Origin of the sequence: Streptacidiphilus sp. BW17 (assembly GCF_041262485.1) — a bacterium.
Taxonomy (GTDB): Bacteria; Actinomycetota; Actinomycetes; order Streptomycetales; family Streptomycetaceae; genus Streptacidiphilus.
The window spans coordinates 216,596-241,498 of the sequence record NZ_JBGCCR010000005.1 but is presented as its reverse complement, the minus strand read 5'-3'; the positions used below and the strand labels follow the sequence as shown (position 1 = coordinate 241,498).

General features: G+C 71.8%; 24 protein-coding genes. 14 read left to right on the top strand and 10 right to left on the bottom strand.

Annotated elements, in window-relative coordinates:
- Positions 1 to 29: 29 nt before the first annotated feature.
- Positions 30 to 1,157 (top strand): phosphotransferase family protein, encoded by a 1,128-nt coding sequence (locus tag ABH940_RS08765; RefSeq protein ID WP_370104993.1) that lies wholly within the window; start codon positions 30 to 32, stop codon positions 1,155 to 1,157.
- On the opposite strand, the gene ABH940_RS08760 is transcribed toward ABH940_RS08765, so the two are convergent.
- On the bottom strand, positions 1,145 to 1,558 hold the full coding sequence (locus ABH940_RS08760) for a hypothetical protein (protein WP_370072225.1): 414 nt from the start codon (positions 1,556 to 1,558) through the stop codon (positions 1,145 to 1,147). The two genes, ABH940_RS08765 and ABH940_RS08760, sit on opposite strands and share 13 nt — an antisense overlap.
- 152 nt (positions 1,559 to 1,710) lie before the next feature.
- On the opposite strand from ABH940_RS08760, the gene ABH940_RS08755 reads away from it, so the two are divergent.
- The 4 genes from ABH940_RS08755 to ABH940_RS08740 all read left to right on the top strand — a co-directional run bounded on the left by ABH940_RS08755 (position 1,711) and on the right by ABH940_RS08740 (position 6,745).
- Complete coding sequence (locus tag ABH940_RS08755; RefSeq protein ID WP_370072226.1) at positions 1,711 to 2,154, top strand: Lrp/AsnC family transcriptional regulator; 444 nt, start codon at positions 1,711 to 1,713, stop codon at positions 2,152 to 2,154.
- A gap of 77 nt (positions 2,155 to 2,231) precedes the next feature.
- Positions 2,232 to 3,887, top strand: a complete 1,656-nt coding sequence (locus tag ABH940_RS08750) for an amidohydrolase (protein ID WP_370072227.1) — start codon at positions 2,232 to 2,234, stop codon at positions 3,885 to 3,887.
- A 584-nt stretch (positions 3,888 to 4,471) separates the two neighbouring features.
- On the top strand, positions 4,472 to 6,055 hold the full coding sequence (lnt, locus tag ABH940_RS08745; RefSeq protein WP_370104992.1) for an apolipoprotein N-acyltransferase: 1,584 nt from the start codon (positions 4,472 to 4,474) through the stop codon (positions 6,053 to 6,055).
- Positions 6,056 to 6,226: 171 nt separating this feature from the next.
- Entirely contained in the window at positions 6,227 to 6,745 is a 519-nt protein-coding gene (locus ABH940_RS08740) for an FxsA family protein (protein WP_370104991.1), read from the top strand.
- Positions 6,746 to 6,844: 99 nt separating this feature from the next.
- Here ABH940_RS08740 and ABH940_RS08735 read toward each other — a convergent pair whose 3' ends face one another.
- The 7 genes from ABH940_RS08735 to ABH940_RS08705 form a co-directional block, all read right to left on the bottom strand.
- The gene (locus ABH940_RS08735) at positions 6,845 to 7,219 is read right to left on the bottom strand and encodes an RNA polymerase-binding protein RbpA (protein ID WP_196194063.1); all 375 of its coding nucleotides are present in this window, start codon (positions 7,217 to 7,219) and stop codon (positions 6,845 to 6,847) included.
- Between the two features lie 285 nt (positions 7,220 to 7,504).
- On the bottom strand, positions 7,505 to 8,794 hold the full coding sequence (locus tag ABH940_RS08730) for an MFS transporter (protein ID WP_370072289.1): 1,290 nt from the start codon (positions 8,792 to 8,794) through the stop codon (positions 7,505 to 7,507).
- Between the two features lie 77 nt (positions 8,795 to 8,871).
- The gene (locus ABH940_RS08725; protein ID WP_370072230.1) at positions 8,872 to 9,675 is read right to left on the bottom strand and encodes a glycerophosphodiester phosphodiesterase; all 804 of its coding nucleotides are present in this window, start codon (positions 9,673 to 9,675) and stop codon (positions 8,872 to 8,874) included.
- 272 nt (positions 9,676 to 9,947) lie between these two features.
- Positions 9,948 to 10,148, bottom strand: coding sequence for a DNA-binding protein (locus tag ABH940_RS08720; RefSeq protein WP_370072231.1), 201 nt, complete (start codon positions 10,146 to 10,148; stop codon positions 9,948 to 9,950).
- Positions 10,149 to 10,269: 121 nt separating this feature from the next.
- Positions 10,270 to 11,823, bottom strand: coding sequence for an amino acid permease (locus tag ABH940_RS08715; protein ID WP_370104990.1), 1,554 nt, complete (start codon positions 11,821 to 11,823; stop codon positions 10,270 to 10,272).
- Between the two features lie 192 nt (positions 11,824 to 12,015).
- Positions 12,016 to 13,668 (bottom strand): hypothetical protein, encoded by a 1,653-nt coding sequence (locus ABH940_RS08710; RefSeq protein WP_370072233.1) that lies wholly within the window; start codon positions 13,666 to 13,668, stop codon positions 12,016 to 12,018.
- A 29-nt stretch (positions 13,669 to 13,697) separates the two neighbouring features.
- A complete protein-coding gene (locus tag ABH940_RS08705; RefSeq protein ID WP_037606139.1) occupies positions 13,698 to 13,892 on the bottom strand; it encodes a hypothetical protein in 195 nt (64 codons plus the stop codon).
- Between the two features lie 416 nt (positions 13,893 to 14,308).
- Here ABH940_RS08705 and ABH940_RS08700 point away from each other — a divergent pair, with 416 nt between their 5' ends.
- From ABH940_RS08700 to ABH940_RS08680, 5 genes are all read left to right on the top strand, one after another.
- Positions 14,309 to 14,716 carry an ankyrin repeat domain-containing protein gene (locus tag ABH940_RS08700; RefSeq protein ID WP_370072234.1) on the top strand — a complete coding sequence of 136 codons (408 nt, stop codon included), beginning with the start codon at positions 14,309 to 14,311 and terminating at the stop codon, positions 14,714 to 14,716.
- 172 nt (positions 14,717 to 14,888) lie between these two features.
- Positions 14,889 to 15,368 (top strand): GNAT family N-acetyltransferase, encoded by a 480-nt coding sequence (locus ABH940_RS08695; protein WP_370072235.1) that lies wholly within the window; start codon positions 14,889 to 14,891, stop codon positions 15,366 to 15,368.
- Positions 15,369 to 15,500: 132 nt separating this feature from the next.
- Positions 15,501 to 16,103 carry a DoxX family membrane protein gene (locus ABH940_RS08690; RefSeq protein WP_370072236.1) on the top strand — a complete coding sequence of 201 codons (603 nt, stop codon included), beginning with the start codon at positions 15,501 to 15,503 and terminating at the stop codon, positions 16,101 to 16,103.
- Between the two features lie 95 nt (positions 16,104 to 16,198).
- Positions 16,199 to 16,651 (top strand): DUF4442 domain-containing protein, encoded by a 453-nt coding sequence (locus ABH940_RS08685; protein WP_370072237.1) that lies wholly within the window; start codon positions 16,199 to 16,201, stop codon positions 16,649 to 16,651.
- 299 nt (positions 16,652 to 16,950) lie between these two features.
- Positions 16,951 to 18,405, top strand: a complete 1,455-nt coding sequence (locus ABH940_RS08680; protein WP_370072238.1) for a hypothetical protein — start codon at positions 16,951 to 16,953, stop codon at positions 18,403 to 18,405.
- Between the two features lie 57 nt (positions 18,406 to 18,462).
- Here the strand turns inward: ABH940_RS08680 and ABH940_RS08675 are convergent, their stop codons facing one another.
- Both ABH940_RS08675 and ABH940_RS08670 read right to left on the bottom strand, forming a co-directional pair.
- Complete coding sequence (locus tag ABH940_RS08675) at positions 18,463 to 19,803, bottom strand: streptophobe family protein (RefSeq protein WP_370072239.1); 1,341 nt, start codon at positions 19,801 to 19,803, stop codon at positions 18,463 to 18,465.
- Positions 19,804 to 20,070: 267 nt separating this feature from the next.
- Positions 20,071 to 22,371, bottom strand: coding sequence for an MMPL family transporter (locus ABH940_RS08670; RefSeq protein ID WP_370072240.1), 2,301 nt, complete (start codon positions 22,369 to 22,371; stop codon positions 20,071 to 20,073).
- 163 nt (positions 22,372 to 22,534) lie between these two features.
- On the opposite strand from ABH940_RS08670, the gene ABH940_RS08665 reads away from it, so the two are divergent.
- From ABH940_RS08665 to ABH940_RS08650, 4 genes are all read left to right on the top strand, one after another.
- Complete coding sequence (locus tag ABH940_RS08665; RefSeq protein WP_370072290.1) at positions 22,535 to 23,239, top strand: helix-turn-helix domain-containing protein; 705 nt, start codon at positions 22,535 to 22,537, stop codon at positions 23,237 to 23,239.
- 95 nt (positions 23,240 to 23,334) lie between these two features.
- The gene (locus ABH940_RS08660) at positions 23,335 to 23,772 is read left to right on the top strand and encodes a hypothetical protein (protein ID WP_370072241.1); all 438 of its coding nucleotides are present in this window, start codon (positions 23,335 to 23,337) and stop codon (positions 23,770 to 23,772) included.
- A 31-nt stretch (positions 23,773 to 23,803) separates the two neighbouring features.
- Entirely contained in the window at positions 23,804 to 24,412 is a 609-nt protein-coding gene (locus ABH940_RS08655; protein WP_370104989.1) for a maleylpyruvate isomerase N-terminal domain-containing protein, read from the top strand.
- Positions 24,412 to 24,894: an N-acetyltransferase family protein gene (locus ABH940_RS08650; protein ID WP_370104988.1), complete on the top strand. Its 483-nt coding sequence runs from the start codon at positions 24,412 to 24,414 to the stop codon at positions 24,892 to 24,894. The genes ABH940_RS08655 and ABH940_RS08650 overlap by 1 nt, the downstream gene beginning before the upstream one ends.
- Positions 24,895 to 24,903 lie beyond the last annotated feature (9 nt).

The following is a 24,903-nucleotide window of genomic DNA, read 5'->3' as shown; positions in this document are numbered from 1 at the left end:
CGTCTGTCCACGAGAGGAGCAGCCGCGCCATGGCCACCCCCAGCACCCCGCGTCCGCGCACCAGCACCCGCGACCCCGAGCAGCTCCGTGTCCGGCTCGCCGCCTGGATCGACGGCCGGCTGCCCGGAGCCGCCGTCACCGACCTGACGGTCCCTCAGTCCAACGGCATGTCCAGCGAGACCGTTCTCTTCGACCTGCGGCACGCCGACGGCAGCGTCCAGCCCTGCGTGCTGCGACTCGCCCCCGATCCCGCCGATCCCGCCGGTTTCACCGTATTCCCCAGCTATGACATGGAGCGGCAGTACCGCTGCATGGCACTGGTCGCCGCGCACACCAAGGTGCCCGTGCCACGGCTGCTGCGGCTGGAGACAGACCCTGAACCACTGGGCGCCGCAGCGATTCTGATGGAGCGTGTGGACGGCCGTGTCCCACCCGACGTCATGCCCTACACCTACAGCGGCAACTGGCTGCACGAGGCGACCGACACCGAACGCGGAGAGCTGGAGCGGTCCAGTGTGGCCCTCCTCGCCGAACTGCACACGGTGCCTGTGGCGGACGCGGCCTTCCTGCAGCCGGATCGGGAGGACGGACGCAGCGCTCTCCGTAGGCATGTCGACGCCCAACGCGCCTACTACGCCTGGGTGGTGGACGGACGCCCGGCCTCGCCGCTGATCGAGCGCGCCTTCGCCCGGCTGGAGGAGCTCTGGCCGGCCGACGAGGGTGAAACGGTGCTGAGCTGGGGCGACGCGCGCATCGGCAACGTGATCTACCAGGGCTTCACCCCGGCCGCGGCGCTGGACTGGGAGATGGCCGACCTGGGTCCGCGCGAACTGGACCTCGGGTGGTTCGTCTTCCTGCACCGCTTCTTCCAGGACCTGACCGTCGCTTTCGGCCAGCCGGGGCTGCCCGACTTCCTGGACCGCGACCGGGTCACGGCCCAGTATGCCGAGGCCAGCGGCCACATGCCGACCGACCTGGAGTTCTACACGCTCTACGCGGCGCTGCGCCACGCGGTGGTGATGCTCAGGATCGGCCACCGGCAGATCCACTTCGGCGAAGCCCAGTCACTGGAAGCTCAGCCGCCCGAAGACCCGGACCGCCTGATCCTGCACCGCGACACGCTCGCGGCCATGATCGAGGGCCGCTACTGGTCCTGACGCCGTATCGGGGTCGACCCCTGGCCGCCCACGTGCGAGAACGGCTGCCGACGCCAGTCGAGCTCCGCGGGCAGGGTGAGGAACTCGGCGAGCGAGGGCTCGGGGTCGAACTCCGGGTCCTCGTCGGCGTCGTAGTCCGCGGCGTCCTGGAGTCCGCGGCCCGAGCCCTGGCAGAGCGCGGCGGAGAAGGGGTGCCACGGGTTGCTCACGACGGCGTGCTGCGGGAAGCGCTCCTCGTTGTCCAGCACGGCGATCGGGCGGTGGCAGTCAGGGCAGAGGAACCGGGTGATCTCCCAGGTCTCCGCCTCGCCCGGGTCCATGCCGGGCATTCTTTCGGAGTCGACGCGCTCGCCGAGCTCGACAGGCTCGACGGCAGCAGGAAGCTGTTCGGCAACAGTCATCTGAACTCCCCCTGGAGCAGGCACGCGTACCTCGGTGGTCGCGACCATAGCGAGCAATTCCCGCGCGCGGCATCCGATAATCCTGGGCGTGCCAGCGTGGTTGTCGTGCGACTGTGGCCTTGCTCACATCCCGCGTCGGATAAGTTGTCCGGGTGGAGGAACTCGACCGACAAATCGTGCAGCTGCTGGTCGCCGACGGGCGCATGAGCTACACAGACCTGGGCAAGGCCACGGGCCTGTCCACCTCGGCGGTGCACCAGCGGGTGCGCCGTCTCGAACAACGCGGCGTGATCCGCGGCTACGCAGCGATCGTCGACCCTGACGCCGTCAACCTGCCGCTCACCGCGTTCATCTCGGTGAAGCCGTTCGACCCGAGCGCACCCGACGACACCCCGGAGCGGCTGGCGGGCATCGACGAGATCGAGGCGTGCCACAGCGTGGCGGGCGACGAGAACTACATCCTCAAGGTCCGGGTGACCGCGCCGGGGGATCTGGAGGACCTCCTCGCGCGCATCCGCTCCGCGGCGGGCGTCTCGACCCGCACGACGGTCGTGCTGAGCACGCCCTACGAGGCGAGGCCACCGCGGCTCAGATGAGGTAGTCGCACGATGTGGGGGCATGGTCCCGTGCCCCTCGGTAGGTGCATGCCTGCCGCTTGCATAACCTTGACCGCATGACCGCCGCCGCACCCCTCACCGCCCTTGCCGAGACCGCCCCGCGCAGCGTCCTGCTGCGCGGTGGGGACGTCTACAGCCCGGCCGACCCCTTCGCCACCGCCGTACTCCTGCAGGACGGCACCGTGGCGTGGGTCGGCGAGGAGGGCGCGGCCGAGAGCTACGCCCGGGACGCGGAGTTGGTCGTCGACCTCCAGGGCGCGCTCGTCACCCCGGCGTTCGTCGACGCGCACGTGCACGCGACGTCCACCGGCCTCGCGCTGACCGGGCTGGACCTGACCGACTGCCCGACCCTCGCCGAAGCGCTGGGCCGGATCCGTACCTTCGTCGCGTCGCGGGACGCGCGCGGCGGCGTGCTGCTCGGCCACGGCTGGGACGAGACGCGGTGGCCCGAGCGTCGCGCGCCGTCCCTCGCCGAGCTGGACGAGGCCGCCGGTGGCGCCGCGATCTACCTCTCCCGCACCGACGTCCACTCCGCCCTCGCCTCGACCGCCCTCCGTGCGCTCGTCGGGCCGGAGTTGGCCGCGCTGCCCGGACATGCGCCCGACGCGCCGCTGAGCCGCGACGCGCACCACGCCGTGCGCCGCGCCGCGCTCGCGCATCTGACGCCCGCTCAGCGGGACGCGGCCCAGCGGGCGACCCTCGCGCACGCGGTCACGCTCGGCATCGGCTCCCTGCACGAGTGCGCGGGCCCGGACATCTCCTCCGAGGCTGACCTCGCCGCGCTGCTGGCGCTTGCCATGGGGTCGCCCGAAGGTCAGGCGTCCGGCCCTGAGGTCTTCGGCTACTGGGGCGAGCTCGGCGCGGTCGACACGGCCCGACGGCTCGGCGCGGTCGGGGCGGGCGGGGACCTGTTCGTCGACGGCGCGCTCGGCTCGCACACCGCCTGCCTGCACGACCACTACACCGACGCCGCCCACACCGGCGCGTCCTACCTCTCGGCCGCGCAGATCGCCGACCACGTGGCCGCCTGCACCGAGGCGGGCCTCCAGGCGGGCTTCCACGCCATCGGCGACGCCGCGCTGAGCGCGCTGGTCGAGGGCGTCCGCACCGTGGCCGAGAAGCTCGGGCTGGACCGGGTCCGCTCGATGCGCCACCGTGTCGAGCACGCCGAGCTGTTGACGCCCGCCCAGCTCGCCGCCTTCGCCGAGCTGGGGCTGACCGCGTCCGTCCAGCCTGCCTTCGACGCCGCGTGGGGCGGCGAGGAGGGCATGTACGTCGAGCGGCTCGGCGCGGAGCGGGCGCGGACGATGAACCCGTTCGCGGCGATGCTGCGCGCCGGAATCCCGCTGGCCTTCGGTTCGGACGCCCCGGTCACCCCGCTGGACCCCTGGGGCACGGTCCGAGCCGCCGCGTTCCACCGGACGCCCGAGCACCGGATCTCCGTGCGAGGCGCGTTCACCGCGCACACCCGAGGCGGCTGGCGTGCCCTCGGACGCGACGACGCCGGGGTGCTGATCCCGGGCGCGCCGGCGTCGCTGGCGGTCTGGGAGCCGGGCGAGCTGGTCGTCCAGGCGCCGGACCAGCGGGTCGCCAACTGGTCCACCGACCCGCGCAGCGGCGTCCCCGGCCTGCCCGACCTGACGCCGGGCCGGGAGCTCCCGCGCTGCCTGGCCACGCTCGTCGGCGGACGCGCCGTCCACCTGGCGGGGTAGCGCTCAAGCACCCGTCCGGCGCAGCCCATCATCCTCGCGAGTGGCCCTCCGCGCTCGGATACCGCCGAACGATGGGTTGCCCACGGGTCGCTCACAGCGCGGACACACGCGGCTGACCTGCGGCGACGCGCCGTCGGTGCAGGTAGGACGGCGGTTGACAGGCCGCCCCGGCGGGCGAGTAGGTTCGTCGTCGTCCACCCCACCTCACCACCCACGCCAAACCCGGGATCGCCGCTGGCAGGCAGCCAGGTCCAGCGTTGCCGGACCGGGGAGCGTGGGCGGCACAGGGTCCGCGGGCCCAACGCCGACGGGTGCGACACGGGCTCGGCCCGGACGCTCAGTAGACAACGGCTTTTGGTCGACCCGCAGCCAGCGGATCCCGAGTCGGCCCGAAGAGCGTCCGGGCCGAGCCCGTGTCCGGGTGCTCCCCGCCCCTCGCTCCCGGGCCGATCCGGGGCGCTGCGGCGGTCCTGTCCGCTCCTGTCCTCACCTGCGCTTACCGTGAGGATGTACCGTCTTCCCACTGCCCTGGATCTGCCCTGGATCCTTGTGATCACCCGATCGGCTGCGGATAGGCGGCGAGCGTGCCCTTGACTCTGGAAACCGACGACCGCGTGGAGGCCCAGCCCCCCGCGCGTCCGTCGCGCCTCGCGCGCATCCGCGCCGGGTTGCCGCGCACGGGGCTCGCCGCGCTCTGCGGTGCGCTGCTCGCCCTCTCCTTCCCCTCGGTCGGGATCTGGCCGCTCTCGATCGTCGCCGTCACCGGGCTGGCGCTGCTGACCTATCGGCGCACGCTCAAGCAGGCCGCGTGGACCGGCATCGTCTTCGGCGCCGTCTTCATGTTCTGGCTGCTGATCTGGATCGACGTCATCGGCTACGACGCGTGGGTGCTGCTGGCGCTCGCCGAGGCCGTCTTCGTGATGCTGATGGCGATGGGTCAGGCGGCCGTCTCCCGGTTGCCCGCCTGGCCGTTGTGGACGGCCTGCCTGTGGGTCACCCAGGAGTGGGCCCGCGACCGGGTCCCGCTGGGCGGGCTCCCGTGGGGCCGTCTCGCCTTCGCGAACACCTCGTCACCCTTCACCCCGCTGGCCGCGCTCGGCGGTGCGCCGCTGGTCACCTTCGCCGTCGCGCTGAGCGGCGCGCTGCTGGCCGCCGCGATTCTGGCGCTGCGGGCACGCGGACGCCGCGCGGGCGTGGCCTGCGCTGCGGGGGCGGTCGCGCTCGGTGTCGTCGGGTACGCGGTCCCGCTGCCGACGGGCGGCGACACCGCCGGCGGACCGGCCTCGGCGGAGATCGCGCTCATCCAGGGCAACGTCCCGCACGCGGGCATGGACTTCCTCGGCCGCCCGATGCAGGTGCTCGGCGACCACGTCGCCGCCACCCAGGCGCTGATGGCCAAGGTCGGCGCGGGCAAGATGCCGCAGCCGCAGCTGGTGATCTGGCCGGAGAACTCCTCCGACGTCGACCCGTACACCACGCCGGAGGCGTACCAGCTGATCGACGGTGTGGTGAAGCAGGCCGGCGTCCCCGTCCTGGTCGGCGCGCTGGTGGACGGCCCCGACGCGCAGCACGTGATGAACGAGGGCATCGTCTGGGACCCGAAGACGGGCCCCGGCGCGCACTACACCAAGCAGCACCTGGTGCCGTTCGGCGAGTACGTGCCGTTCCGGTCGTTCCTGAGCAAGTACATCACCGAACTGCAGCGGATCGCCGTCGACTTCTCCCCGGGCGACACGACGGGCGTCCTCCAGGTCGGCCCGGCCAAGGTCGGCGACGTGATCTGCTTCGAGGTCGCCTACGACGGCATCGTCCGCGACGCGGTCACCAAGGGCGGACGCGTCATCGTCGTCCAGACCAACAACGCGACGTACGAGCACACGGACCAGCCGGCCCAGCAGTTCGCGATGTCGCGCCTGCGCGCGGTCGAGCACGGCCGCAGCGTCGTCATCGCGGCGACCAGCGGGATCAGCGCGGTCATCGCCCCGAACGGCTCGGTGATCGAACGCTCGCAGCTGGCGACCCAGGCCGAGCTCGAAGCGAACGTCCCTCTCCGGGACGGGCTCACCCTCGCGGACCGGGTGGGCGCGACGCCGGAGTGGGCGCTGGCCCTGCTGGGGCTCGCAGCCTGCGGCTTCGCGGTGTGGCAGCGCAAGCGGCAGAAGACCTGAGGATCGGGCAGCGGGGACGTCGCACTACCTGGGGGCGCGAGGAACTGCGCGACAAGCCACTCAGGGCAGACGAGGTGCTGCAACGTCCCCCTTGCCCAACGTCCGGAACACTGGATTGACCTCGTGCGTTTTCGCTAGGAACCCCTCGTTCGACGAAAGGTCCCGGGCACTGTGCGCGGCTCACGCATCAAGCGGTTCCTCCCTCTGCTCGTCGCGGCCTACGCGCTGGTGGAGCTGTGGATCATCGTGGAGCTCGCCGGACTGATCGGCTGGCTCGCCGTGCTCGCGCTGCTGATCGGCGGGTTCGTGCTGGGCGGGTGGGTGATCAAGCGGGCCGGGTTGCGCGCCCTGCGCGCGACCACCAGCGGCCGGATGCCCGAGGGCGAGGCCCGGACCGCGGTGACCATCGCCGGAGGCGTCCTGCTGATGGTGCCGGGCTTCCTCTCCGACGTGATCGGCCTGCTCTGCCAGGTACCGCCGGTGGCCAAGGCGCTGCAGCGGATCCCGATGGCGCTGCTGCGGCGCGGACCGCTGGGGGACGCCGTCCGGGTCCAGGAGCAGATGCGGATCCACCAGCCGGACGGCAAGGTCGTCCAGGGCGAGGTGATCCACGACGACGCGCCCCAGGAGGGCTCGTACGACTACGGCCGCCGCGACGACGACGGCCCGCAAGGCCAGATCCGCCGCTGACCGGCACAGGTCACATGTCACAGGGCGAAGAAAACGACGAGGCCCGGCACCCCCGAAGGGGAGCCGGGCCTCGTCGTCAGGTCCGTGCTGCCGTTGCGGCTAAGCCGACTTGCGCGCGTCGCGCGGGTGCACCGCGAGGTTCATGCCGCCGGAGCGAAGAACCGCCAGCCGCTCGGCGAGTACCTCCTCCAGCTCCTCACGCGTACGCCGTTCCATCAGCATGTCCCAATGCGTACGGGCCGGCTTCGTCTTCTTCTCCTCCGGCTCCTCGCCGTCGATCAGCAGCGCCTCGCTGCCGCAGAACCGGCATTCCCACACGTGGGGGATCTCGGCTTCCACCGAGAACGGCACCTCGAAGCGGTGTCCGTTCTGGCATGCGTACTCGACGGTCTGGCGGGGTGCCAGATCGATACCGCGGTCGGTCTCGTAGCTGGTCGCCCCGAGTCGCGTGCCGCGGAGAGCTCGCTCACTCATGAATCGTGCCTCCCGGGCTCCTGGCCCACAGGACTGGATGTCGCTGTCTTCGTCGGTCCGTACAACGCGCGGCAATCGTCGAAGATTCCCGCGGTAAGCGCGCAAAACGCGCGACCCTTCGTCGCACACCCCGCACCGCACCTGTTTGTACCCATCGGCGTCCGATTTGTCACATCTGCGGGCGGATATCACCCTCTGTTGGCCCGCAGTTCCCATCCGTCACGAATCCGCAAGGACATCCGCGCCGAGTTCGGGTGGGATCCGGGTGGCAGTCGTCACACATCCTCACGAAATTGACGGCACCGGATTGCCGACGGCCTCGATCGCCCGACGTACCGGAACGCGCAGCAACAGCAGGAAACCGATCGCGAAGAAGACCAGCAGTGAGATGATGGCGATCCGATAGCTTCCGGTCAGCTGGTAGGCGAGACCGAAGACCAGCGGGCCCATCCAGCTGGTGCCGCGGTCGCTGATCTTGTAGAGGCTGAAGTACTCCGCCTCGTGCCCGGCGGGGATCAGGTGCGAGAAGAGCGAGCGCGACAGCGCCTGGCTGCCGCCCAGGACCAGCCCGATGGCCGCCGCCAGGGCGTAGAACCAGACCGCCTTGTGCGCTGGCATCACGTAGCCGAAGGCCAGCGTCACCACCCAGGCGACCAGTGAGCCGAGGATGGTCTTCTTCGCCCCGTACCGCTGCGCGATCCGCCCGAGCAGCAGTGCGCCGCCGATGGCCACGATCTGGACCAGAAGCACGCCCGCGATCAGTGTGGTCTGGCTCATGCCCAGCTCCTGGCTGCCGTAGAGGGAGGCCTGGGAGATGACCGTCTGGATGCCGTCGTTGTAGCAGAGGAAGGCGATCAGGAAGAGCAGCGTCAGTGGGTACCGCCGCATCGAGCGCAGGGTCCCGACCAGCTCGCGCAGGGTGCCCCCGCCGTGCTCGTCGGCCGGGCGCGCCACGGGGGCCGTGGCCGGACGCTGCGGCAGGCGCAGCATCGGGAACAGGGTGAAGGTCGCCCACCACGCGCCTGCCGAGGCCAGGCAGAGCCGGACCGCCGTGCCGGAGGAGAGGCCGAGCGCGCCGTGGCCGAGGAAGAGGCCGAGGTTGACGATCAGCAGCAGCCCGCCGCCCCCGTAGCCGAACGCCCACCCCTTGGACGAGACCGCGTCGCGGTCGTCGGGCGCGGCCAGGCCGGGCAGGAAGGAGTTGGCCAGCGCGGCCGAGACGGCGTAGCAGATGTTGGCCACGACCAGCAGGCCGCCGCCGAGGAGGTAGTGCGAGCCGCCGAGGAAGAACATCCCGAGCGTCGCGGCGGCGCCCACATAGGCGAAGGTGCCGAGCAGCGACTTGTGCCGCCCGGTCCGGTCGGCCGCGGCGCCGGCCAGCAGCATCACGGCGACGGAGATCAGCACCGAGAACGAGACGGTGTAGGGAAAGAACGACCCCGCCTTCACGGGGATGTCGAAGGGGTGCACGTCGCCGTGGGAGTCGGCGGCCTTCTTCGCAATGTCGGTGAGGTACGGCCCGAGGAAGACGGTCAGTACGGTGGCCGAGAAGGCCGCGTTGGCCCAGTCGTTCATGTACCAGCCGAACTGGGTGCGTTTCAGGGCGGCGGGGTCGGCTGTCGCCGGCGATGTGGCGGCAGTGGGAGAAGAGATCAAAACCAGGCTCCGCGCTCGATCAGGACATCGCGAAGGACATCGATGTGATCCGCCATGATGCCATCCACGCCCAGTTCGAGAAGATCACGAATGCGTGACGGTTCGTCCACCGTCCAGACGTGCACCTGGAGGCCGAGCCGGTGCGCGGTCGTCACGAACGCCCGGTCCACCAGGCGGAGTCGGGTGCCCGGCACCGTCTCCGGCACCTGGACGCAGACCGCCTGCCGCCGGACGGCACGGGCGATCGGCGCGTGCCCGCCGGTGAGCGAGCGCAGCCGCAGCGCCGCGACGCCGCGGGGACCGGCGGAGGTGGCCAGGCGCGGCCCGGCGGCCTCCCGCAGTGCGCGCAGCCGTGCGTCGGAGAAGGAGCCGACGCAGACCCGGTCCCAGGCGTTGGTGCGGCGTATGACGTCGACCAGCGGGCGGATCGCGCCCGCGGCCTTGACGTCGATGTTGAAGCGGACGCCCGGGAAGGCGTCGAGCAGCTCGGCCAGCGTCGGGATGGGCTCCCGCCCGCCGATCCGGGCGGCGGAGACGGTGCGCCACGGCAGTTGGGCGACCGCTCCGGTGCCGTCGGTGACCCGCTCCAGCCGCTCGTCGTGAAAGGCGATCAGGACGTTGTCGGACGTGACGTGGACGTCGGTCTCCAGATAGCGGTACCCGAGTCTGACCGCCCGTTCGAACGCGGCCAGCGAGTTCTCCGGCCCGCCCAGGCTCCCGCCCCGGTGGGCGAAGGCCAGCGGACCGGGGTGGTCGAGGTAGGGATGGCGGACGATTCGGCTGGTCAGGCTGCGGGTCACGCGGAGAAGTATGCCCTGTGGCGCCCGGGGCGCTGGAGAGTGCGATGCGGATTTCCGGTGCGGTGCGGTGGAATTCGGCGACGTGGTCAGTGGTCGCGTGCTCGGTTCGACCGTCCGACCGGCGCCGGCCTCGCAATTTCCGCAGGTCTGCGGAAAAGCGGTGGTCGTGCTCGGCGCGGGCGTGGGGGAGGAATTCGCAGAATCGGGCGAGCGGCAGAGCGTCGAAGGGCCCGTTGTCACCGGCAGGAGCTATTTCTGCATGCTCCGGACCGTCATCGCCCGGTGTCGGCCCGCAGCGCCAGGCCCTTCCCGGCCAGGGCAAGGCGGAGCAGGCGCAGGGCCTTTGGCCCGACGCCCGGCAGGTGGTGCAGGGACGCCTCGGGAACGCCGTCCAGATCCTCGAGGCAGCGGTAGCCGGCTTGGTTGAGCGCCTCGCGGGCCGGGGCGGCGAGGCCGGTGGGGAGCGGGGTCATGCGGATCCTTCCGGCGGGAGCGGGGCGTCACGGGGATGTGCCCCGGTGCGGTGGGTACCCGCTCCCGCCGGTCAGATGACGTGCCATCAGGTAAATGTCAGTCAGATCACCTGCGGTCAGGTCACGTGCTGCCGAGTTCGCGCTCGACGGCCGCGAGTTCCTCCGCCGTGCCCTGGACCTTGGGCCCGACGAACCACTTCCGTGCCGACAGCAGCCACCAGCCGCCCGCGAAGCCCAGCACGACCAGCACCGCGATCGGCGCGTAGTTGAAGCTGTTCCTGGTGACCGGGCTGGCGGTCGGCAGCATGAACAGCACCGTGATGATCACGACCCAGACCACCGCGACCGTCCCCACCGGGCGGCTCCAGCGCCCGAGTTGCCACGGACCCGGCCGGAACGCCGAGCCCAGCCGCAGTCGCAGGAAAGTGGGGATGACGTAGGCGATGTAGAGCCCGATGACGGAGATCGACGTCACCGCCGTGTACGCGGTGGTGTTCCACAACGCCGGCAGGCCCAGCACGAACGCGCCGCCCGCGGCCAGCCAGACGCCGTTGGTGGGCGTCCTGGTGCGCGGGTTGATCCGGTGCCACAGGGCCGAGCCCGGCAGCGCGCCGTCGCGCGAGAAGGCGTAGATCATACGGGAGTTGGCGGTGACCGAGCTCATCCCGCAGAAGAGCTGCGCGCCGATGGCGATGAGCAGCAGCAGCTTTCCGCCGGTCGAGCCGACCGCGTCGATGAAGATCTGCGCCGGCGCGACGTGCGTGGCGGTGTTCATCTCCCCGTTGTAGTCCTGGATGGCGAAGGTGATGCCGATCAGCAGCACCCAGCCCGCCACCAGCGACACCAGGATCGAGATGATGATCCCGCGCGGCCCGGTGCGGGCGGCGTCGCGGGTCTCCTCGGTCATGTGCGCGGAGGCGTCGTACCCGGTGAAGGTGTACTGGGCCAGCAGCAGACCCAGCGCGGCGACGTAGAGCGAGCTGCCCCAGCCGGTGGTGTTGACGAAGTGTCCGAAGACGAAGCTCGCCGGCTCGTGCTTGGACGGCACGATGCCGAGGACCGCGACGATCACCACCACGCCCAGCACGTGCCACCAGACGCTGACGTTGTTGAGCAGCGCGACCAGCCGGACGCCGAAGGTGTTGAGCGCGCCGTGGAGCAGCAGCACCAGGCCGAAGATGAGCACGGTGTGGCCCTGCGTGGCCGAGAACCAACCCTGCAGGTCCAGCAGGGCGTTGATGAACTGCGCCGCGCCGAAGTCGATCCCGGCGGTCACCGCCACCTGGCCGAGGAAGTTGAACCAGCCGGTGAACCAGGAGAACACCGGTCCGCTGTGCGGCGAGAGCTTGGCCGCCCAGTAGTAGAGGCCGCCCGCCGTCGGATAGCTGGAACAGACCTCGGCCATGGCCAGGCCGACCAGAAGCGTCATCAGGCCGACGACGGGCCAGCCCCAGACGATGACGGCTGGACCGCCGGTGCCCATGCCCGTCCCGTAGAGCGTGAGGCAGCCGGACAGAATGGAGATGATGGTGAAGGAGACCGCGAAATTGGAGAAGCCCGACATTGTGCGGGCCAACTCCTGTGCGTAGCCGAGCTCGTGGAGGCGTTGCTCGTCACTGGTCGATCCCGGAGCGGTTGCGTCCGGGGCGAGGGCTGAGGGCTCTGGGGACGACATGCGCACCTCTGGTGTGTGGGTGCGGACCGCTCAATGGTATGAAGGCAGTCCATTGGCGCACCATTGAGCACCGGTTCCGGTGGCGCCGTCAAGGGGGTGACAAGAATGCGGACGCGACGACGCCCCCTGCTCGTGGGCGCGGGGGGCGTGGCGTCGGGAGAGGCTGACGCTCCAAGCATCAGCGGCGAAGCGTCAGAAGAAGCGCGGCGCCTCGGTCGGGAGCGGGGGCAGGGTCGGCATCGGCGGGAGGTCCGGAGGCAGCCCGACCGGGGGCAGGTCGGCGGGGGAGACACCCTTGGTCAGGTCCTTGGAGAGGTCCTTGCTCAGCAGGTCCGCACCGAGGTTCAGCTCCGTCGTCGTCTCGGTGCGGGTGTCCGCGTGCGGGAGCAGGGCGATGACCGCGTCACGCTGGTCGGTCGGCGCGTCCTCGTCCAACGGGTCCGGCGTGGCCGGGACCTGGAGCCGGACCGGTGCGGCGTTGCCGAGGCGGGCGTAGCCGCGTCCGGGCGGGGTGTGGCTGGACGGGGTGATGTCCAGCGGCGCACCCAGCGCCTCCAGCGCCGTCTCCGGGCCGACCGGTCCGAGCACGACCCGGGCCCGGCACGCGGTCCTGACGCCGGCGCGGATGCGTTCCAGCGCCTCCAGCCGGTCGACGACCACCACCGTCACGTGCGCGGTGCGGCCGTGACGCAGCGGCACCTCCAGCAGCTCCTGCGGGTCGGTGCGACCCTCCGCGTGGGCCAGCTCGGTCAGCTCCGAGGGGTGGTCCAGCAGTAGCCAGAGCGGACGCAGGGTGTCCGCGGGCGGGACGCCGCCGGAGCGCTTGGCCAGGTTGTGGGCGTCGAGACGGCGCTGCGTCTCGTTGGCCGCCCACTCCAGCGCGGCCAACGCGCCGTGCAGGCTGGTCTCCACCGTGTGCACGCCCGGACGGCCCACAAGGCAGGCGTGTTCGCCGGTGCCCGCGCCGTCGATGACGGCGATGTCGCCGTACTGCAGCGCCTGGAGTGCGAGCGAGCGCAGCAGGGTCGAGGTGCCGTAGCCGTGCGCGCCCAGGGCCAGCAGATGCGGCTCGGCCGAGCGCGGACCGGTGCGCCACAGCACCGGCGGCTGGTGCGCCTGACCGCCGGCCTGGCGGACCGGGATCATGCGGTTGGTGCTGGTGGTGTCGGTGAAGCCGAGCACCAGTTCGCCCGCGGCGGTGACGAAGGTCTGTGCGGCGATGTCGCCCGGCAGCGGCGGCAGCGCGCTGACCTGGAGGCGGTTGACCTCCTGGTCCCAGGTGAAGCGGTACTCGCGGCTGCGGCCGACCTTGCCGTGGATCACCTGCTCGATCCGGGCCCGCGAGTGGGGCTCGGTGTCGGTGAAGTAGGCGGGGTAGCGCAGGTCCAGCGAGGTCAGTCGCCCCTCCTCGTCGAACTCCCAGCCGGTGAACGCGTCCTTGAAGTCGCCGCCGTGCGCGTAGAGCGGGCTCGGGTCCGACTCGTGGACCAGATACGGCGTCAGCGCGGTGTAGACGGCGGCGAGTTTGAGCTGGCTGGTGTCGGGCGCGGGCGGTGCGGGCTCGGTGCGCGAACGTCCCGCCCAGGCCGCGCTGCCCATCAGGGCGAGCAGGGCCAGCAACGGGCCGTAGGGCAGCAGGGCCACGGCGGCGACGACGGCCACCACCAGGAAGAGCGCGGGTCCGCGCTTGTCCTTGGGTGTATTCGCCCACCAGTTCTTCGTCCACTGTGCGTGGGCGCGCAGGCCACGGCCGATGGTGATCAGCGGGCCGAACATGTCGGCCGCGTGGTCACTCGCGGTACGTGCCAGGTCGCGCCCTCGGGTCAGGTGCTCGGTGAAGGTCATCGATGTGCTCCGGGGCAGGTTCGGGGGCGTCAGAACTTGATGCCGCCGAGCAGGCTGGCGAGGCTCGCGCCGCCGGCCTTGATGCTGGGGGCGATCGCGGTTCCGGCGAGGTAGAAGCCGAACAGTGCGCAGACCAGAGCGTGGGAGAGCTTGAGGCCGTCCTTGCGGAAGAACAGGAACACGATGATTCCCAGCAGGACGACTCCGGAGACGGAGAGGATCACGAGGGTCTCCTCGTAGTAGGACAGCGGGCCGGTGGGCCTGGTGGGACAGGCCTTCCTTACTTACTCGTCACGCAATGGTGAACCATGGTGACAAAAAGTAATAACCAATGAATAGCAGCAAATGGGTGGTTTTGCCGGGTGTGCACCCGCCTCGCACGTGATCGTGTCTCCGATGGCCCGCCACCACGCGGCGGCGCGCGGGCGGTTCGCCCGGATGGCTGACACCCGGTCGGGGACGGGTGTCGCACCCGTCGGCTGACCTGAGTGACCGTCCGGGGAGTGGAACGCCGCCCCGTCGTACTCCGCTCGGACGGCCCGACGGCGTACGCTCACGCTCGCCGACCCTTTCCGGCGCCGGGGCAGTCCGGGCCCCGGCCGGGTCGGCGCGGCCGTCGAGAAAGCGAACGAACACACATATGACTGATCAGAACGACGCCACGGGCGGCGCCGACGCCGTCGACCCCGAGGTCGCCGCGCTCGCGGGCAAGGTCTTCGACCTCGCTCGTGCGGGCGACGCCGCCGGGCTCGCCGCCTACATCGACGCGGGCGTACCGGCGAACCTGACCAACGAGAAGGGCGACACCCTTCTCATGCTGGCCGCCTACCACGGCCACGCCGAGGCCGTCCGCACCCTCGTCGAACGCGGCGCGGACGCGGACCGCCCCAACGACCGCGGCCAGACCCCGCTGGCGGGCGCGGTCTTCAAGGGCTCGGCCGACGTGATCACCGCCCTCATCGCCGCCGGCGCCGATCCCGACGCGGGCCAGCCCTCGGCCCGTCAGACGGCCGAGATGTTCGGCCGCACGGAACTGCTCGGGCAGTAGCCAGGCTTCCACTTCCGTCCGCCGCTTCCGCCGCCGGGCCTCCGGCCCGGCGGCGGAAGCGTGTCCGGAAGCGCACGCGCGCTGCGTAGACTCGAAGGCTGCCGCCGCAGGTCAGGCCGGTGGCGGAGGGATTTCGGGGTACAGGTCGGTGCAGAGCGGAGGCAGAGCGCGCGTGGAGCGGATACGAGTCGTCGGGTACGGGCACCCGGATGCACAGCTGTTGATGGCGGAGGTCCAGCAGGAGTACGTGCTCCGCTACGGCGGCCCGGACGAGACGGACCTGGACGAGGCCCACTTCGCGCCGCCCCTGGGGACCTTCGCCGTGCTCTACGACGTGGACGGGGCGCCCGTCGGGACCGGCGCGTGGCGGGCGCAGGAATCGGGCGAGATCGGCCTGGCCGACGGGGATGCCGAGATCAAGCGGATGTACACCCGTGCCGCCGCACGCGGACGTGGACTGGCTCGCCGGATGCTCCGGTTCCTGGAGGAGGACGCCCGCCGGGCGGGACGCCGCCGGATGATCCTGGAGACCGGTGACCAGCAGCCGGAGGCGCTGGCGCTGTACAAGTCCGAGGGCTACGAGCCGATCCTGAAGTTCGGCTTCTACCGGGAGTACGACTCCGCGATCTGCCTGGGCAAGAGCCTCGCCTGAGGCCGCCCGGAGCCTTGTTGTGTCAGACAGGGCCCAGGCGCGGCTCCCACGGGTGGGCTAACCGGGAGGGGCCGGGGCGGGGATTTCGGCGAAGACTGGAGCGACACGTTCCCTCGCCGGAAGGACCTCCTCATGTCGTGCCTGCCTCGCAAGGACCTGGGATTGCTGGTGCTGCGCGTCGGGACCGGGGGCGTGCTCTTCGCGCACGGCGCCCAGAAGCTGTTCGGCTGGTTCGGCGGCGGTGGTCTGGACCGGACCGCGCAGGCGATGGAGGCGATGGGCTTCCGTCCCGGCCGTCAGAGCGCCCTCGCGGCCGGTCTCGGTGAGGCGGGCGGCGGGGTGCTGCTGGCCCTCGGCGTGGCCACGCCGGCCGCCGGTGCGGCTGCGGCGGGCGCCATGGCGGGCGCGGTCGCGGTCCACCGTCCCGCCGGGTTCTTCGCCCAGGCGGGCGGCTACGAGTACCCGGCGTACCTCGGGTACATGGCGGCGGGCCTCGGCCTGGCGGGGCCGGGACGCTTCTCGTTCGACCACATCAGCGGCAACTGCCTGAACCGCCCCGGCATGGTCGTGCTGGCCTTCGGCGCTGCGGCTGCTGCCGCCGCGGCCGTGGTGAGCAAGCGCGAGGCGGCGGTCGAGGCGGCGCAGGTGGCCAAGGACGAGGAGCGGAACGAGGAGCGGACCGAGGAGCGGGGCGCGGGCCGACAGGAGCCGGAGGGCACGGCCGGTTCCGCCTGAGACCGGCCGTCGGTGGCAGCCGGTCGCTGCGAGGGTGGTCCGTCGGTGTCCGCCGGTCGTTGGCAGCGAGGCTACTGGCCAGTAATATGCGGTCCATGACCAACGCCATGCCGTCGATCGCCGAACTGCTGCCCCAGACCGTTCCCATGGTCCGGACCCTCAACCTCGTCTTCGACGAGTGCACCGCGACCCGCGCGGTGCTGCGCCTGCCCGACCAGGCCGACTTCCACAACCACGTCGGCGGCCCGCACGCCGGAGCCATGTTCACCCTCGCCGAGTCGGCGAGCGGTGCGATCGTGCTGTCCGCCTTCGGTGACCAGCTGACGCGTGCCGTGCCGCTGGCGGTGGATGCGAAGATCGCCTACCGGAAGCTGGCCATGGGCGAGGTCACCGCGACCGCCGAGCTCGGACGTGCCGCCGCCGACGTCGTCGCCGAGCTGGACGCCGGGCAGCGGCCCGAGTTCCCGGTCGAGGTGACCATCCGACGCGCCGACGGCGAGGTCACCGGTGAGATGACGATCACGTGGACCTTGCGTCCCAACCGCTGACGTCCGGACTGCTGACCGGCAGTCAGGGGCCCGGCAGCGTCTGGTGATCGACTATGGTCGAACACGCCCTGCTGGTGGACGGTGACCATCCGTCACCGTCCGGATCGGGCCCTTTCGGCCCCAACCACGTGCAGATCCTGTGACCCGCCGAGCACGGGTCGAGCTCGCGTGGATATGATCTGCCAGCGCACTATCCGGGGCGGGGACGGTCCACCAACAGCTCGTCGCCTTGGCGTGCCGAGACAAGGTCCTCTCGGGGGCCTTCACCGACGCAGACCATCGCGGGAGGGCGAGCGGGCGTGTCAGCACCCATAGTCGATGCCGTCGCGCCGCCTGACGCGCGCGTGGTGGCACCAAGAGCAGCAGAGCAGTCGACGACGCGGGACGGCGTCGCCGACGGGCGCAACGAATCCGACGGGCCGGGCGGCTCCGGCAGTACCGGGGTCGCCGAGGCCACCGGGACACCCTGGGGAGCGATATGCCTCTCCGTCGCGGGTGTCCTGCTGATGGCCTTCGTGGCCTTCGCGGCCCCCAACGACCACACACTCGACATCGCCATCAGCTCCCTGCGGCTGCCCAAGCTGCCGGGACCCGCCTCGACCTATCTGACCTGCGCGGCGATAGCCGCACAGGGCGCCGGGCTGATACGGATGCTGGGGGCCTCCCGGCGCGGCTGGTCGCCGTCACCGAAGCGGCTGGTGGGGCTGGGCGCGTTCGGCGCGCTGCTGCTCGCCGTCGGGACGCCGGTCGGTTCCGCCGACACCGCCAGCTACGCGGCGTACGGGCGGATAGCGTCCCTCGGTCTGGACCCCTACCGCACGCTGCCGGGTGAGCTCGGCGGCTCGTACGCGCACCTGGTCGGCAACAACTGGCTCTTCACACCGTCCGTCTACGGACCGCTCGCCACGTTCATCCAACAGCTGGCCGCCGACATCGGCGGCAGTCGCCTCACGCTCACCATCACCGTGCTGATGCTCGCCAACGCGGCGGCCTATGTGCTGACCGGGCTGGTCCTGGTGCGGATGGCACGGGACCGCGGCCGGGCGGCGCTGCTCTGGGCGGCCAACCCGCTGCTCCTCTGCCTGCTCGTCGGCGGCGGACACCTGGACACCTACATCGCCCTGTTCAGCGCCTGCGCCGCCTATGCCGCGCTGCGGGTGCGCGAGTCGCCGCCCAGCCACGAGGTGGTGGTCGGCGCGCTGCTCGGCATGGCCTGCGGCGTCAAGATCAGCGCCGCGCTGGTCGCGGTCGGCCTCTCCTGGCCGCTGCTGCGCGACCGCGAGTGGAAGCGGCTGGTCGTACGCACGGTCAGCTGTCTGGTGCCGCTGGCGGTGATGTACGTACCGATCGGCATCCACGGGCTGGATCCGCTCTCCCAGGCGTCGCAGCTCGTCTCGTCCCCGTCCGTCTGGGCGCTGGTCGAGCTGCTCGGCCACGTGACGGTGGGCCAGAACGTCACCGAGGCCGTCATCACCTTGGCCTGGCCGGTGGTGATGCTGGTGCTGGGCTGGATCTTCTACCGGCGTACGGTCGGTCACCCGGCCGAGCTGGGCCTGGAGCAGACGCGTGGCGCCTACGCGCTGGCGCTGGGCTGGCTGCTGGCCGCGCCCTGGTGCATGCCCTGGTACGCGGCGCTGGTCTGGCCGCTGGCCGCGGTCCTGCCGTCGCGGCGCCGCGCGGACCTGCTGCTGACCTGGTTCACCCTGGGGCTGGCCCTGTTCCACAACACCGGCGGGCACGGCTGGAGCTGGTGAGCCGGGCGGACGCCCGCCGGTTCGCGGGTGCCCGCCGGTGCACGGGTGGTCGCTGGTTCACGGGTGGTCGCGCGGCGTTCGGCGCAGGCGCGCGCCGATCCAGCCGCCGACCACGCCTGCGAGCGCGCCCCAGAGCGCACCGAGCAGGACGGCGCGCAGCAGGTCGGGGATCAGGGTGACGCTGCCGGTCAGAGCCTTGGGGACGCCGGCCCCGCCGATCAGGTTGCCGAGCAGGCCGGAGATGCCGCCGGTGCCGCCGACGCCGAGCAGGGAGAGGCCGTAGGCGGCCGAGACCCGGGTGAGCAGGCCGATCAGCAGCATCGCCAGCGCCGTCGTCAGCCCCAGGCTGACCGCGTGCCGCCACGCCGTCGTCCTGCCGCCCGTCCGGCCCATCGCGATGCCGCAGCAGAGCAGCGCCAGCCCCGCGAGGACCGGCAGCCACCAGACGCGGCCGTCCTGTTGGGCGAGCGTGCCGAGGCTGACCGTGCGGTCGCCGGTGCCCGCCGACCGGAGCACCTCCGACAGCACCTTCGGCATCGGCAGTCCGATCGAGGTGGCCAGGTGCCCGTGCCAGGTCGCGCCGAGCCCCAGGCCGAGGGCCAGCCAGGCGAGGTTGGGCAGGGCCAGCAGGATGACCGCGAAGGTGTCCCTGGCCGGTCCGTGGACCACCGCCGTCACCACTCCCGCGACCAGCGCGACCAGGACGTAGCCGAGCAGCAGCACCACCATCGCCGACGCGGCCGGACGCACTGCGGTCCGGAGCCGCAGCAGCCGGTCCGGCAGCGCTGCGGCCCGAGAGACCGCGAAGGCGAGTAGCAGGACCACGGCCAGCCAGAGCAGGCCGTATCCGACGGCCGCTCCGACGTCGACCCGGAACCCGACCGTGGGCGACGCCCCGAGCGCGCCGGTGATCTGGTCGGTGATCGAGTTGCCGGTCGAGACCACGAAGCTGTGCCGGGCAGCCCACGCCAGCAGCGCCACGGCACCGGCCCAGAGCGCGGCGGTCAGCAGCACCCGGCCGAGCAGTTCCCGTCCGTGCAGTGCGGCCCGGCGCCGCAGCGGCCGGAGGAACGCGTACCCCGCGATCAGCGCCCCGGCCAGGCTGAGCGTCAGCGGCATCGCCGCCACGCCCGCGCTGCCGCTCGCGATGAACCCGGCGGACCCCTGCACGCGAGCGGGCGCGCCGAGCGCCATCAGCATCGTGGCCGCCAGCACCGACCCGAAGGAGTCCCCGGGCAGCGTGTTCGCCCGCGCCAGCCAGAGCCCGATCGCCCCGAGCGCCGCCATCACCAGCAGCGCGCCGACCACGACGCCCACGGCGGCGTTCCAGCTGCGCAGCAGCACCGTTCCCATGCCGGGCGTCCCGTCGGCGGAACCGTCGCCCGAACCCGGATGCATCGCGCCTCCCGGGACGTAGTGAAGCCGATCCCTCCGACCAGCGTCCGCCTCCCCGGTCCTGGGCGCTACCGCGCCACGGCGACGGAGTTCGAGGGTTCGTCCAGCTCCGCGTCCAGGTCCACGACGACCTCCACGACCCGCTCGGTGATTCCGCCGACGTTGCAGGCCATCGACCCCGTCCGTCGCCGAGCCCGGTCCGGACGCGCCGCGCCCGCCCTCCCGGCCCGGAGTGCTGGACGGGAGAGCGGGCGAAAAAGCGACGGATCGTCAGCCGATGGGTTCGGTCACGCGGTTTTCGTCCGCCGGCTTCGACGGGCGGGTGTGCTGTTGGAGGCGCTCGCCCTCGATGTCGAGGTCGGGGAGAGCTCGGGCGAGCCACTTCGGCAGCCACCACGCCGCGCGGCCGGTGAGGGCCAGGACCGCCGGGACGAAGGTCATCCGGATCACGAAGGCGTCGATCAGGACCCCGACCGCCAGGGCGAAGGCGATCTGCTTGAGGATCATGCTGTCGGTGCCGAGGAAGGATGCGAAGACCGAAATCATGATCAGCGCAGCCGCGGTGACGACCCGTCCGCTGTGCCGGGCGCCGCTGTGCACGGCGGCCAGCGGCTCGCGGGAGTGGGCGTAGGCCTCACGCATTCGGGACACCAGGAAGACCTCGTAGTCCATCGCGAGCCCGAACAGCACCGCCAGCAGCAGGATCGGCAGGAAGCTGCTCACCGGACCCGTCGTGTCCAGGCCGAAGAGGCTGCCCAGATGGCCGAGTTGGAAGACGCCGACGACCGCGCCGAGGGTCGCCCCGATCGACAGGAGGAAGCCCACCGCGGCCTTGAGCGGCACCACGAACGAGCGGAACACGAGCAGCAGCAGGAGCAGCGACAGTCCGACCACGACGGCCGTGAACGGCACCAGCGCCGCGTTGAGCTTGGCGGCGACGTCGATGCTGACGGCGGTGCTGCCGGTGACCTGGATGGTCGCGCCGGTCTGCTGCTGGATCGTGCCCTTGTCCGCGCGGATGGTGTTGACCAGCGTCTTCGTCGCCTCATCGCTCGGCGCGCTCTTGGGAATCACCTGGATCAGGGCGGTGTGGGTCGTCGGGTTCGCGACCGGCTTGCCGACGGCGGAGACGTCGGGGAGCGTGCGCAGCGTCGAGGCAATCTGCTGGGTCGCGGCGGTCGGGTCGCTGCTGGCCCCGGTGTCGGCCAGGACGAGGAGCGGGCCGTTGAAGCCGGGCCCGAAGGCGGAGCTGATCTCGTCGTAGGCGACACGCTGTGAGGAGCCGGCCGGGGCGGTGGAGTTGTCGGGCAGCGCCAACTGCATGCTGTGCGCGGGCCAGGCCAGCGCGCCGAGCGCCGCGACGACGGCGATCAGCGTCAGCAGCGGCCTGCGCGTGGCCAGTCGGAACCAGCGCTCGGCCGCGTTGGCCGGCTTGGGGCCCTTGGCGTCCTTGGATCCCTTGGCGTGCTTGGTGCCGCCGGCGTCCGTCCCCGCGGCGCCGCTTTCGGCTGCGGCGATGGCGTGGTCGCGGCGTACCGCGCGCGAGCCCGGCTTCGGGGTGAGGCGGCGGCCGGCGAAGCCGAGGACAGCGGGCAGCAGGGTGGTCGCCACCAGCACGGCGGTGAGCACCGCGCCCGCGGCGGCCAGGCCCATCGCGGTCAGGAAGGGTATGCCGATCACGGTCAGCCCGGCCATGGCGATGACCACGGTCAGTCCGGCGAAGACCACCGCGCTGCCCGCCGTGCCGACGGCCAGCGCCGCCGACTCCTCCGGGTCCATGCCGTGGGCGAGTTGGGCGCGATGTCGACTGACGATGAAGAGTGCGTAGTCGATGCCGACGGCCAGCCCGATCATCAGGGCCAGGCTCTGCGCGGTCGACGAGATCGAGACGACGCCGGTCAGCGAGAGCAGCCCGAAGATGGCGGTCGCCACCCCGAAGATCGCGGTCACCATCGGTACTCCGGCCGTCAGCAGGGAGCCGAAGGTGAGCGTGAGGATGACCAGCGCCACGCCGACGCCGATCACGTCCGAGCTCGACTTCGACGGCGCGTTACCGAACGCCGAACCGCCCACGACGACGCCCACGCCGCTCTGCGAACCGTGGGCGACCGCGGAGTCGACGGAGGACTGGAGGGCGGAGAGGGCGTCCGACTGGAGCGCGCTCTGCGGCACCTCGTACTGGACCTGAGCCACTGCGGTGCTGCCGTCCGGCGAGACGGTGTGCGCGGCGAACGGGCTGATCACCCTGGCGACCTGCGGCGCGGACTGCGCGGCGGTCACCGCGGCGTCGATGGCGGCGGCGTCGGTGGGATCGGTGACCTTCTGCCCGTTCGGCGCGGTGAAGACCAGTTGGGAGCTGGTGCCCGAGGAGGTCGGGAAGTCGGTCTTCATCCGGTCCAGCGCCTGCTGCGACTCGGAGCCCGGGATGGTGAAGGTGTTGTCGAACTTCCCGGACCCGCCGAAGGCCACGGTGCAGGCGACGACTGCGGCGACCGCCGCCAGCCAGAGGGCCAGCACGCTTCGTCGGTGCCGGAAGGCGAACCTGCCGAGGCGGTGCAGGTAGGTGGGCATGAGGGTGCTCCGTGGTGCGTGTGCGTGCGTGTGTGTGCAGGCCGTGAGGGGACGACTGAGGGCCTGCGCCTGAGCCTGCCGAAAAAGTGGCAGTCCTGCCAAAATAGCAAAGTGGCAGAACTGCCAGAGTCATCCCTGAGGCTGAGATACTCGCGGTGTGGACATGCGTGTGGACATGGAGGCAGTGGCTGCGGACGCAGCGGCGACGGAGCCCAGGGGTCGCCGCGAGGAGAACAAGCGGCGCACCCACCAGGCGCTGGTCGAGGCCGCCGCCCGGCTGTTCCAGGAGCGCGGCTTCGAGGCCACGACGGTCCGGGACATCGCGGCGGAGGCCGGAGTGGGGGAGCGGACCTTCTTCCGCTACTTCCCGAGCAAGGAGAGCCTGGTCCTGCAGCAGGTCCGGGACCTGATCCCGCTGCTGGCGGCGGGGATCTGCGAGCGCCCCGCCGACGAGCCCCCGCTGGTCGCGCTGCGCGAGGCGCTGCTGGCCCTGGCCTTCCGGCACGAGACCAACCCCGTGATCCTGCTGGCCATCCCCGGCCCGCTGCGCCTGGAGGCCGCCGGTCGCCCGGCGGACGGTCGGCCGGCGGACGGGCGCTCGGCGGACGGGCGGCCGGAGGTCCCGGGGCGCGGCGACCGCTTCCTGCTCTACGACCTGGAGGAGGCCGTGGCTGAGGCGTTCCGGTCGCGGATGGACGGGGCCGAGGTGGCGGGGGACGCCCGGTTCCGGGCATCCGTGCTGAGCCGCGTCGGCGTGGGCGTGCTGCGCGCTGTGCGGCTGACGTACGGACGGCTCTCCGAGACGGAGCGGGAGGCGGTTGACGCGGCCGAGCTCGTCCGTGCCGGGTTCGCCGCGCTGGAGCGCTGAGCGCCCCGGCGGACCGCCCCCGACCCGCGTGCCGTGCGCTGAGGAAGCGCGCGTATGCTCGCTCGGGAAACGGCGTACAACAGGAGGATGTGCCGATGGCCGGGGAGATGGTGATCCGGGCGGAGGCGCCGCCGTTGCGGACCGCGGGCACGCTCGCGGTGCTTGTGGACGGCGAGCGCGTCGGCGAGGTCAAGCAGGGTGGGGTGGCCCGCTTCCCGCTCGACCCCGGGCCGCACACCGTGCGGGTCGCGGTCAAGGGCAGCCGGTCCAAGGACGTCGCCTTCGAGATGCCCGAGGAGGGCGCCTACCGGGTCGACGTCACCAGTACCGGCATGTCGCTGCTGGTCGGGATCCTCCCGTTCTTCTACCCGCTCGGCTTCATCCCTGGTCTGCTGCACCAGGTCACCGCCCGCGGCGTCGCCCCCGCCCAGGTTCCGGCGCAGGCGGCCGAGGCCGTCGTGTCGGGGGAGCAGGCCCACAACGGCCTCTGGTGGCAGGCCGATCCGAAGCTGGCCAAGCGCTTCCAGAGCTGACGCTCCACTGACGGGTCCGTAGCATCGGCGCATGGATCAGCGCCCTATGGATCACCGGGATCTCGATGCCTCCGTCGCGGAGATGTTGCGGGTCCTCGGACCGCACACCACGGCGGACTGGACCGTTCCTGCGGGCACGCTCACCTGGAGCTGCCGGGAGACCGCCTCCCATGTGGCGCATGATCTGCTCGCCTACGCCTGCCAGTTGACGGCGCGGCCCGACGACGCGTATCTCCCACTGGACCTGACGGTCCGTCCGTCCGCGTCCCTGGCTCAGGTGTTGCAGACGGTGGTGGCCTGCGGCGGGCTGCTGTCCGCCGCGCTGGCCACGGCCGAGCCGCAGGCGCGGGCCTGGCACTGGGGCCCGACGGACCCGACGGGGTTCGCGGCGATGGGTGTGGCCGAGACCCTGGTCCACACCCACGACATCACCTCCGGCCTCGGGCTCGCCTGGGAGCCGCCCGCCGACGCCGCCGCGGCGGCCCTGTCCAGGCTCTTCCCGGACGCGCCGAGCACCGCCGAGCGCTCCGCCGGCCCTGGGCAGTTGCTGCTCTGGTGCACCGGGCGCACGGCCCTACCGGGCTTGCCGCGCCGGACCTCCTGGACGTGGCGAGCTGCCGTCGAGGGGGCTGAGGGCTGATGGGTGACTTCCGCGTCCGCGCCGCCGGGCCGGACGACCGCGAACGGATCTCCGAACTGCTCGGCATGTCGTGGGGCGGCGCGGCCGTCGTGGCTCACGGCACCGTGTACGACGCGCTGCACCTGCCCGCGCTCCTCGCCGAACGGGACGGCCGCGTGGTCGGCCTGCTGACCTACACGCTCTCGCCTGGCGGCCTGGAAGTGGTCACGCTCGACGCGGTGCCGCCGCGCGGCGGGGTCGGCAGCGCCCTGCTGGACGCGGGCGTCGTGGTGGCGCGGCGGGCGGGTGCCGCCCGGCTCTGGCTGGTCACCACGAACGACAACCTCGACGCGCTGCGGTTCTACCAGCGCCGTGGCCTGCGGATCGTCAGCGTCGCGCCGGGTGCGGTGGACGCGGCGCGGCTGGTCAAGCCGTCCATCCCGGAGACCGGCGAGTACGGCATCCCGCTGCATGACGAGCTGACGCTGGAACTGCGTTGGTAGCGACGGCTG

What these genes read in the sequence shown, in the direction of transcription:
- ABH940_RS08765 (WP_370104993.1), top strand. Translation starts at nt 30, where the DNA reads ATGGCCACCCCCAGCACCCCGCGTCCGCGCACCAGCACCCGCGACCCC.
- ABH940_RS08690 (WP_370072236.1), top strand. Translation starts at nt 15,501, where the DNA reads ATGTCGTGCCTGCCTCGCAAGGACCTGGGATTGCTGGTGCTGCGCGTC.
- ABH940_RS08670 (WP_370072240.1), bottom strand. Translation starts at nt 22,371, where the DNA reads ATGCCCACCTACCTGCACCGCCTCGGCAGGTTCGCCTTCCGGCACCGA.
- ABH940_RS08720 (WP_370072231.1), bottom strand. Translation starts at nt 10,148, where the DNA reads ATGACCCCGCTCCCCACCGGCCTCGCCGCCCCGGCCCGCGAGGCGCTC.
- ABH940_RS08730 (WP_370072289.1), bottom strand. Translation starts at nt 8,794, where the DNA reads ATGAACGACTGGGCCAACGCGGCCTTCTCGGCCACCGTACTGACCGTC.
- ABH940_RS08710 (WP_370072233.1), bottom strand. Translation starts at nt 13,668, where the DNA reads ATGACCTTCACCGAGCACCTGACCCGAGGGCGCGACCTGGCACGTACC.
- ABH940_RS08655 (WP_370104989.1), top strand. Translation starts at nt 23,804, where the DNA reads ATGGATCAGCGCCCTATGGATCACCGGGATCTCGATGCCTCCGTCGCG.
- ABH940_RS08760 (WP_370072225.1), bottom strand. Translation starts at nt 1,558, where the DNA reads ATGACTGTTGCCGAACAGCTTCCTGCTGCCGTCGAGCCTGTCGAGCTC.
- ABH940_RS08685 (WP_370072237.1), top strand. Translation starts at nt 16,199, where the DNA reads ATGACCAACGCCATGCCGTCGATCGCCGAACTGCTGCCCCAGACCGTT.
- ABH940_RS08660 (WP_370072241.1), top strand. Translation starts at nt 23,335, where the DNA reads ATGGCCGGGGAGATGGTGATCCGGGCGGAGGCGCCGCCGTTGCGGACC.
- ABH940_RS08665 (WP_370072290.1), top strand. Translation starts at nt 22,535, where the DNA reads ATGCGTGTGGACATGGAGGCAGTGGCTGCGGACGCAGCGGCGACGGAG.
- ABH940_RS08675 (WP_370072239.1), bottom strand. Translation starts at nt 19,803, where the DNA reads ATGCATCCGGGTTCGGGCGACGGTTCCGCCGACGGGACGCCCGGCATG.
- ABH940_RS08750 (WP_370072227.1), top strand. Translation starts at nt 2,232, where the DNA reads ATGACCGCCGCCGCACCCCTCACCGCCCTTGCCGAGACCGCCCCGCGC.
- ABH940_RS08650 (WP_370104988.1), top strand. Translation starts at nt 24,412, where the DNA reads ATGGGTGACTTCCGCGTCCGCGCCGCCGGGCCGGACGACCGCGAACGG.
- ABH940_RS08700 (WP_370072234.1), top strand. Translation starts at nt 14,309, where the DNA reads ATGACTGATCAGAACGACGCCACGGGCGGCGCCGACGCCGTCGACCCC.
- ABH940_RS08735 (WP_196194063.1), bottom strand. Translation starts at nt 7,219, where the DNA reads ATGAGTGAGCGAGCTCTCCGCGGCACGCGACTCGGGGCGACCAGCTAC.
- ABH940_RS08715 (WP_370104990.1), bottom strand. Translation starts at nt 11,823, where the DNA reads ATGTCGTCCCCAGAGCCCTCAGCCCTCGCCCCGGACGCAACCGCTCCG.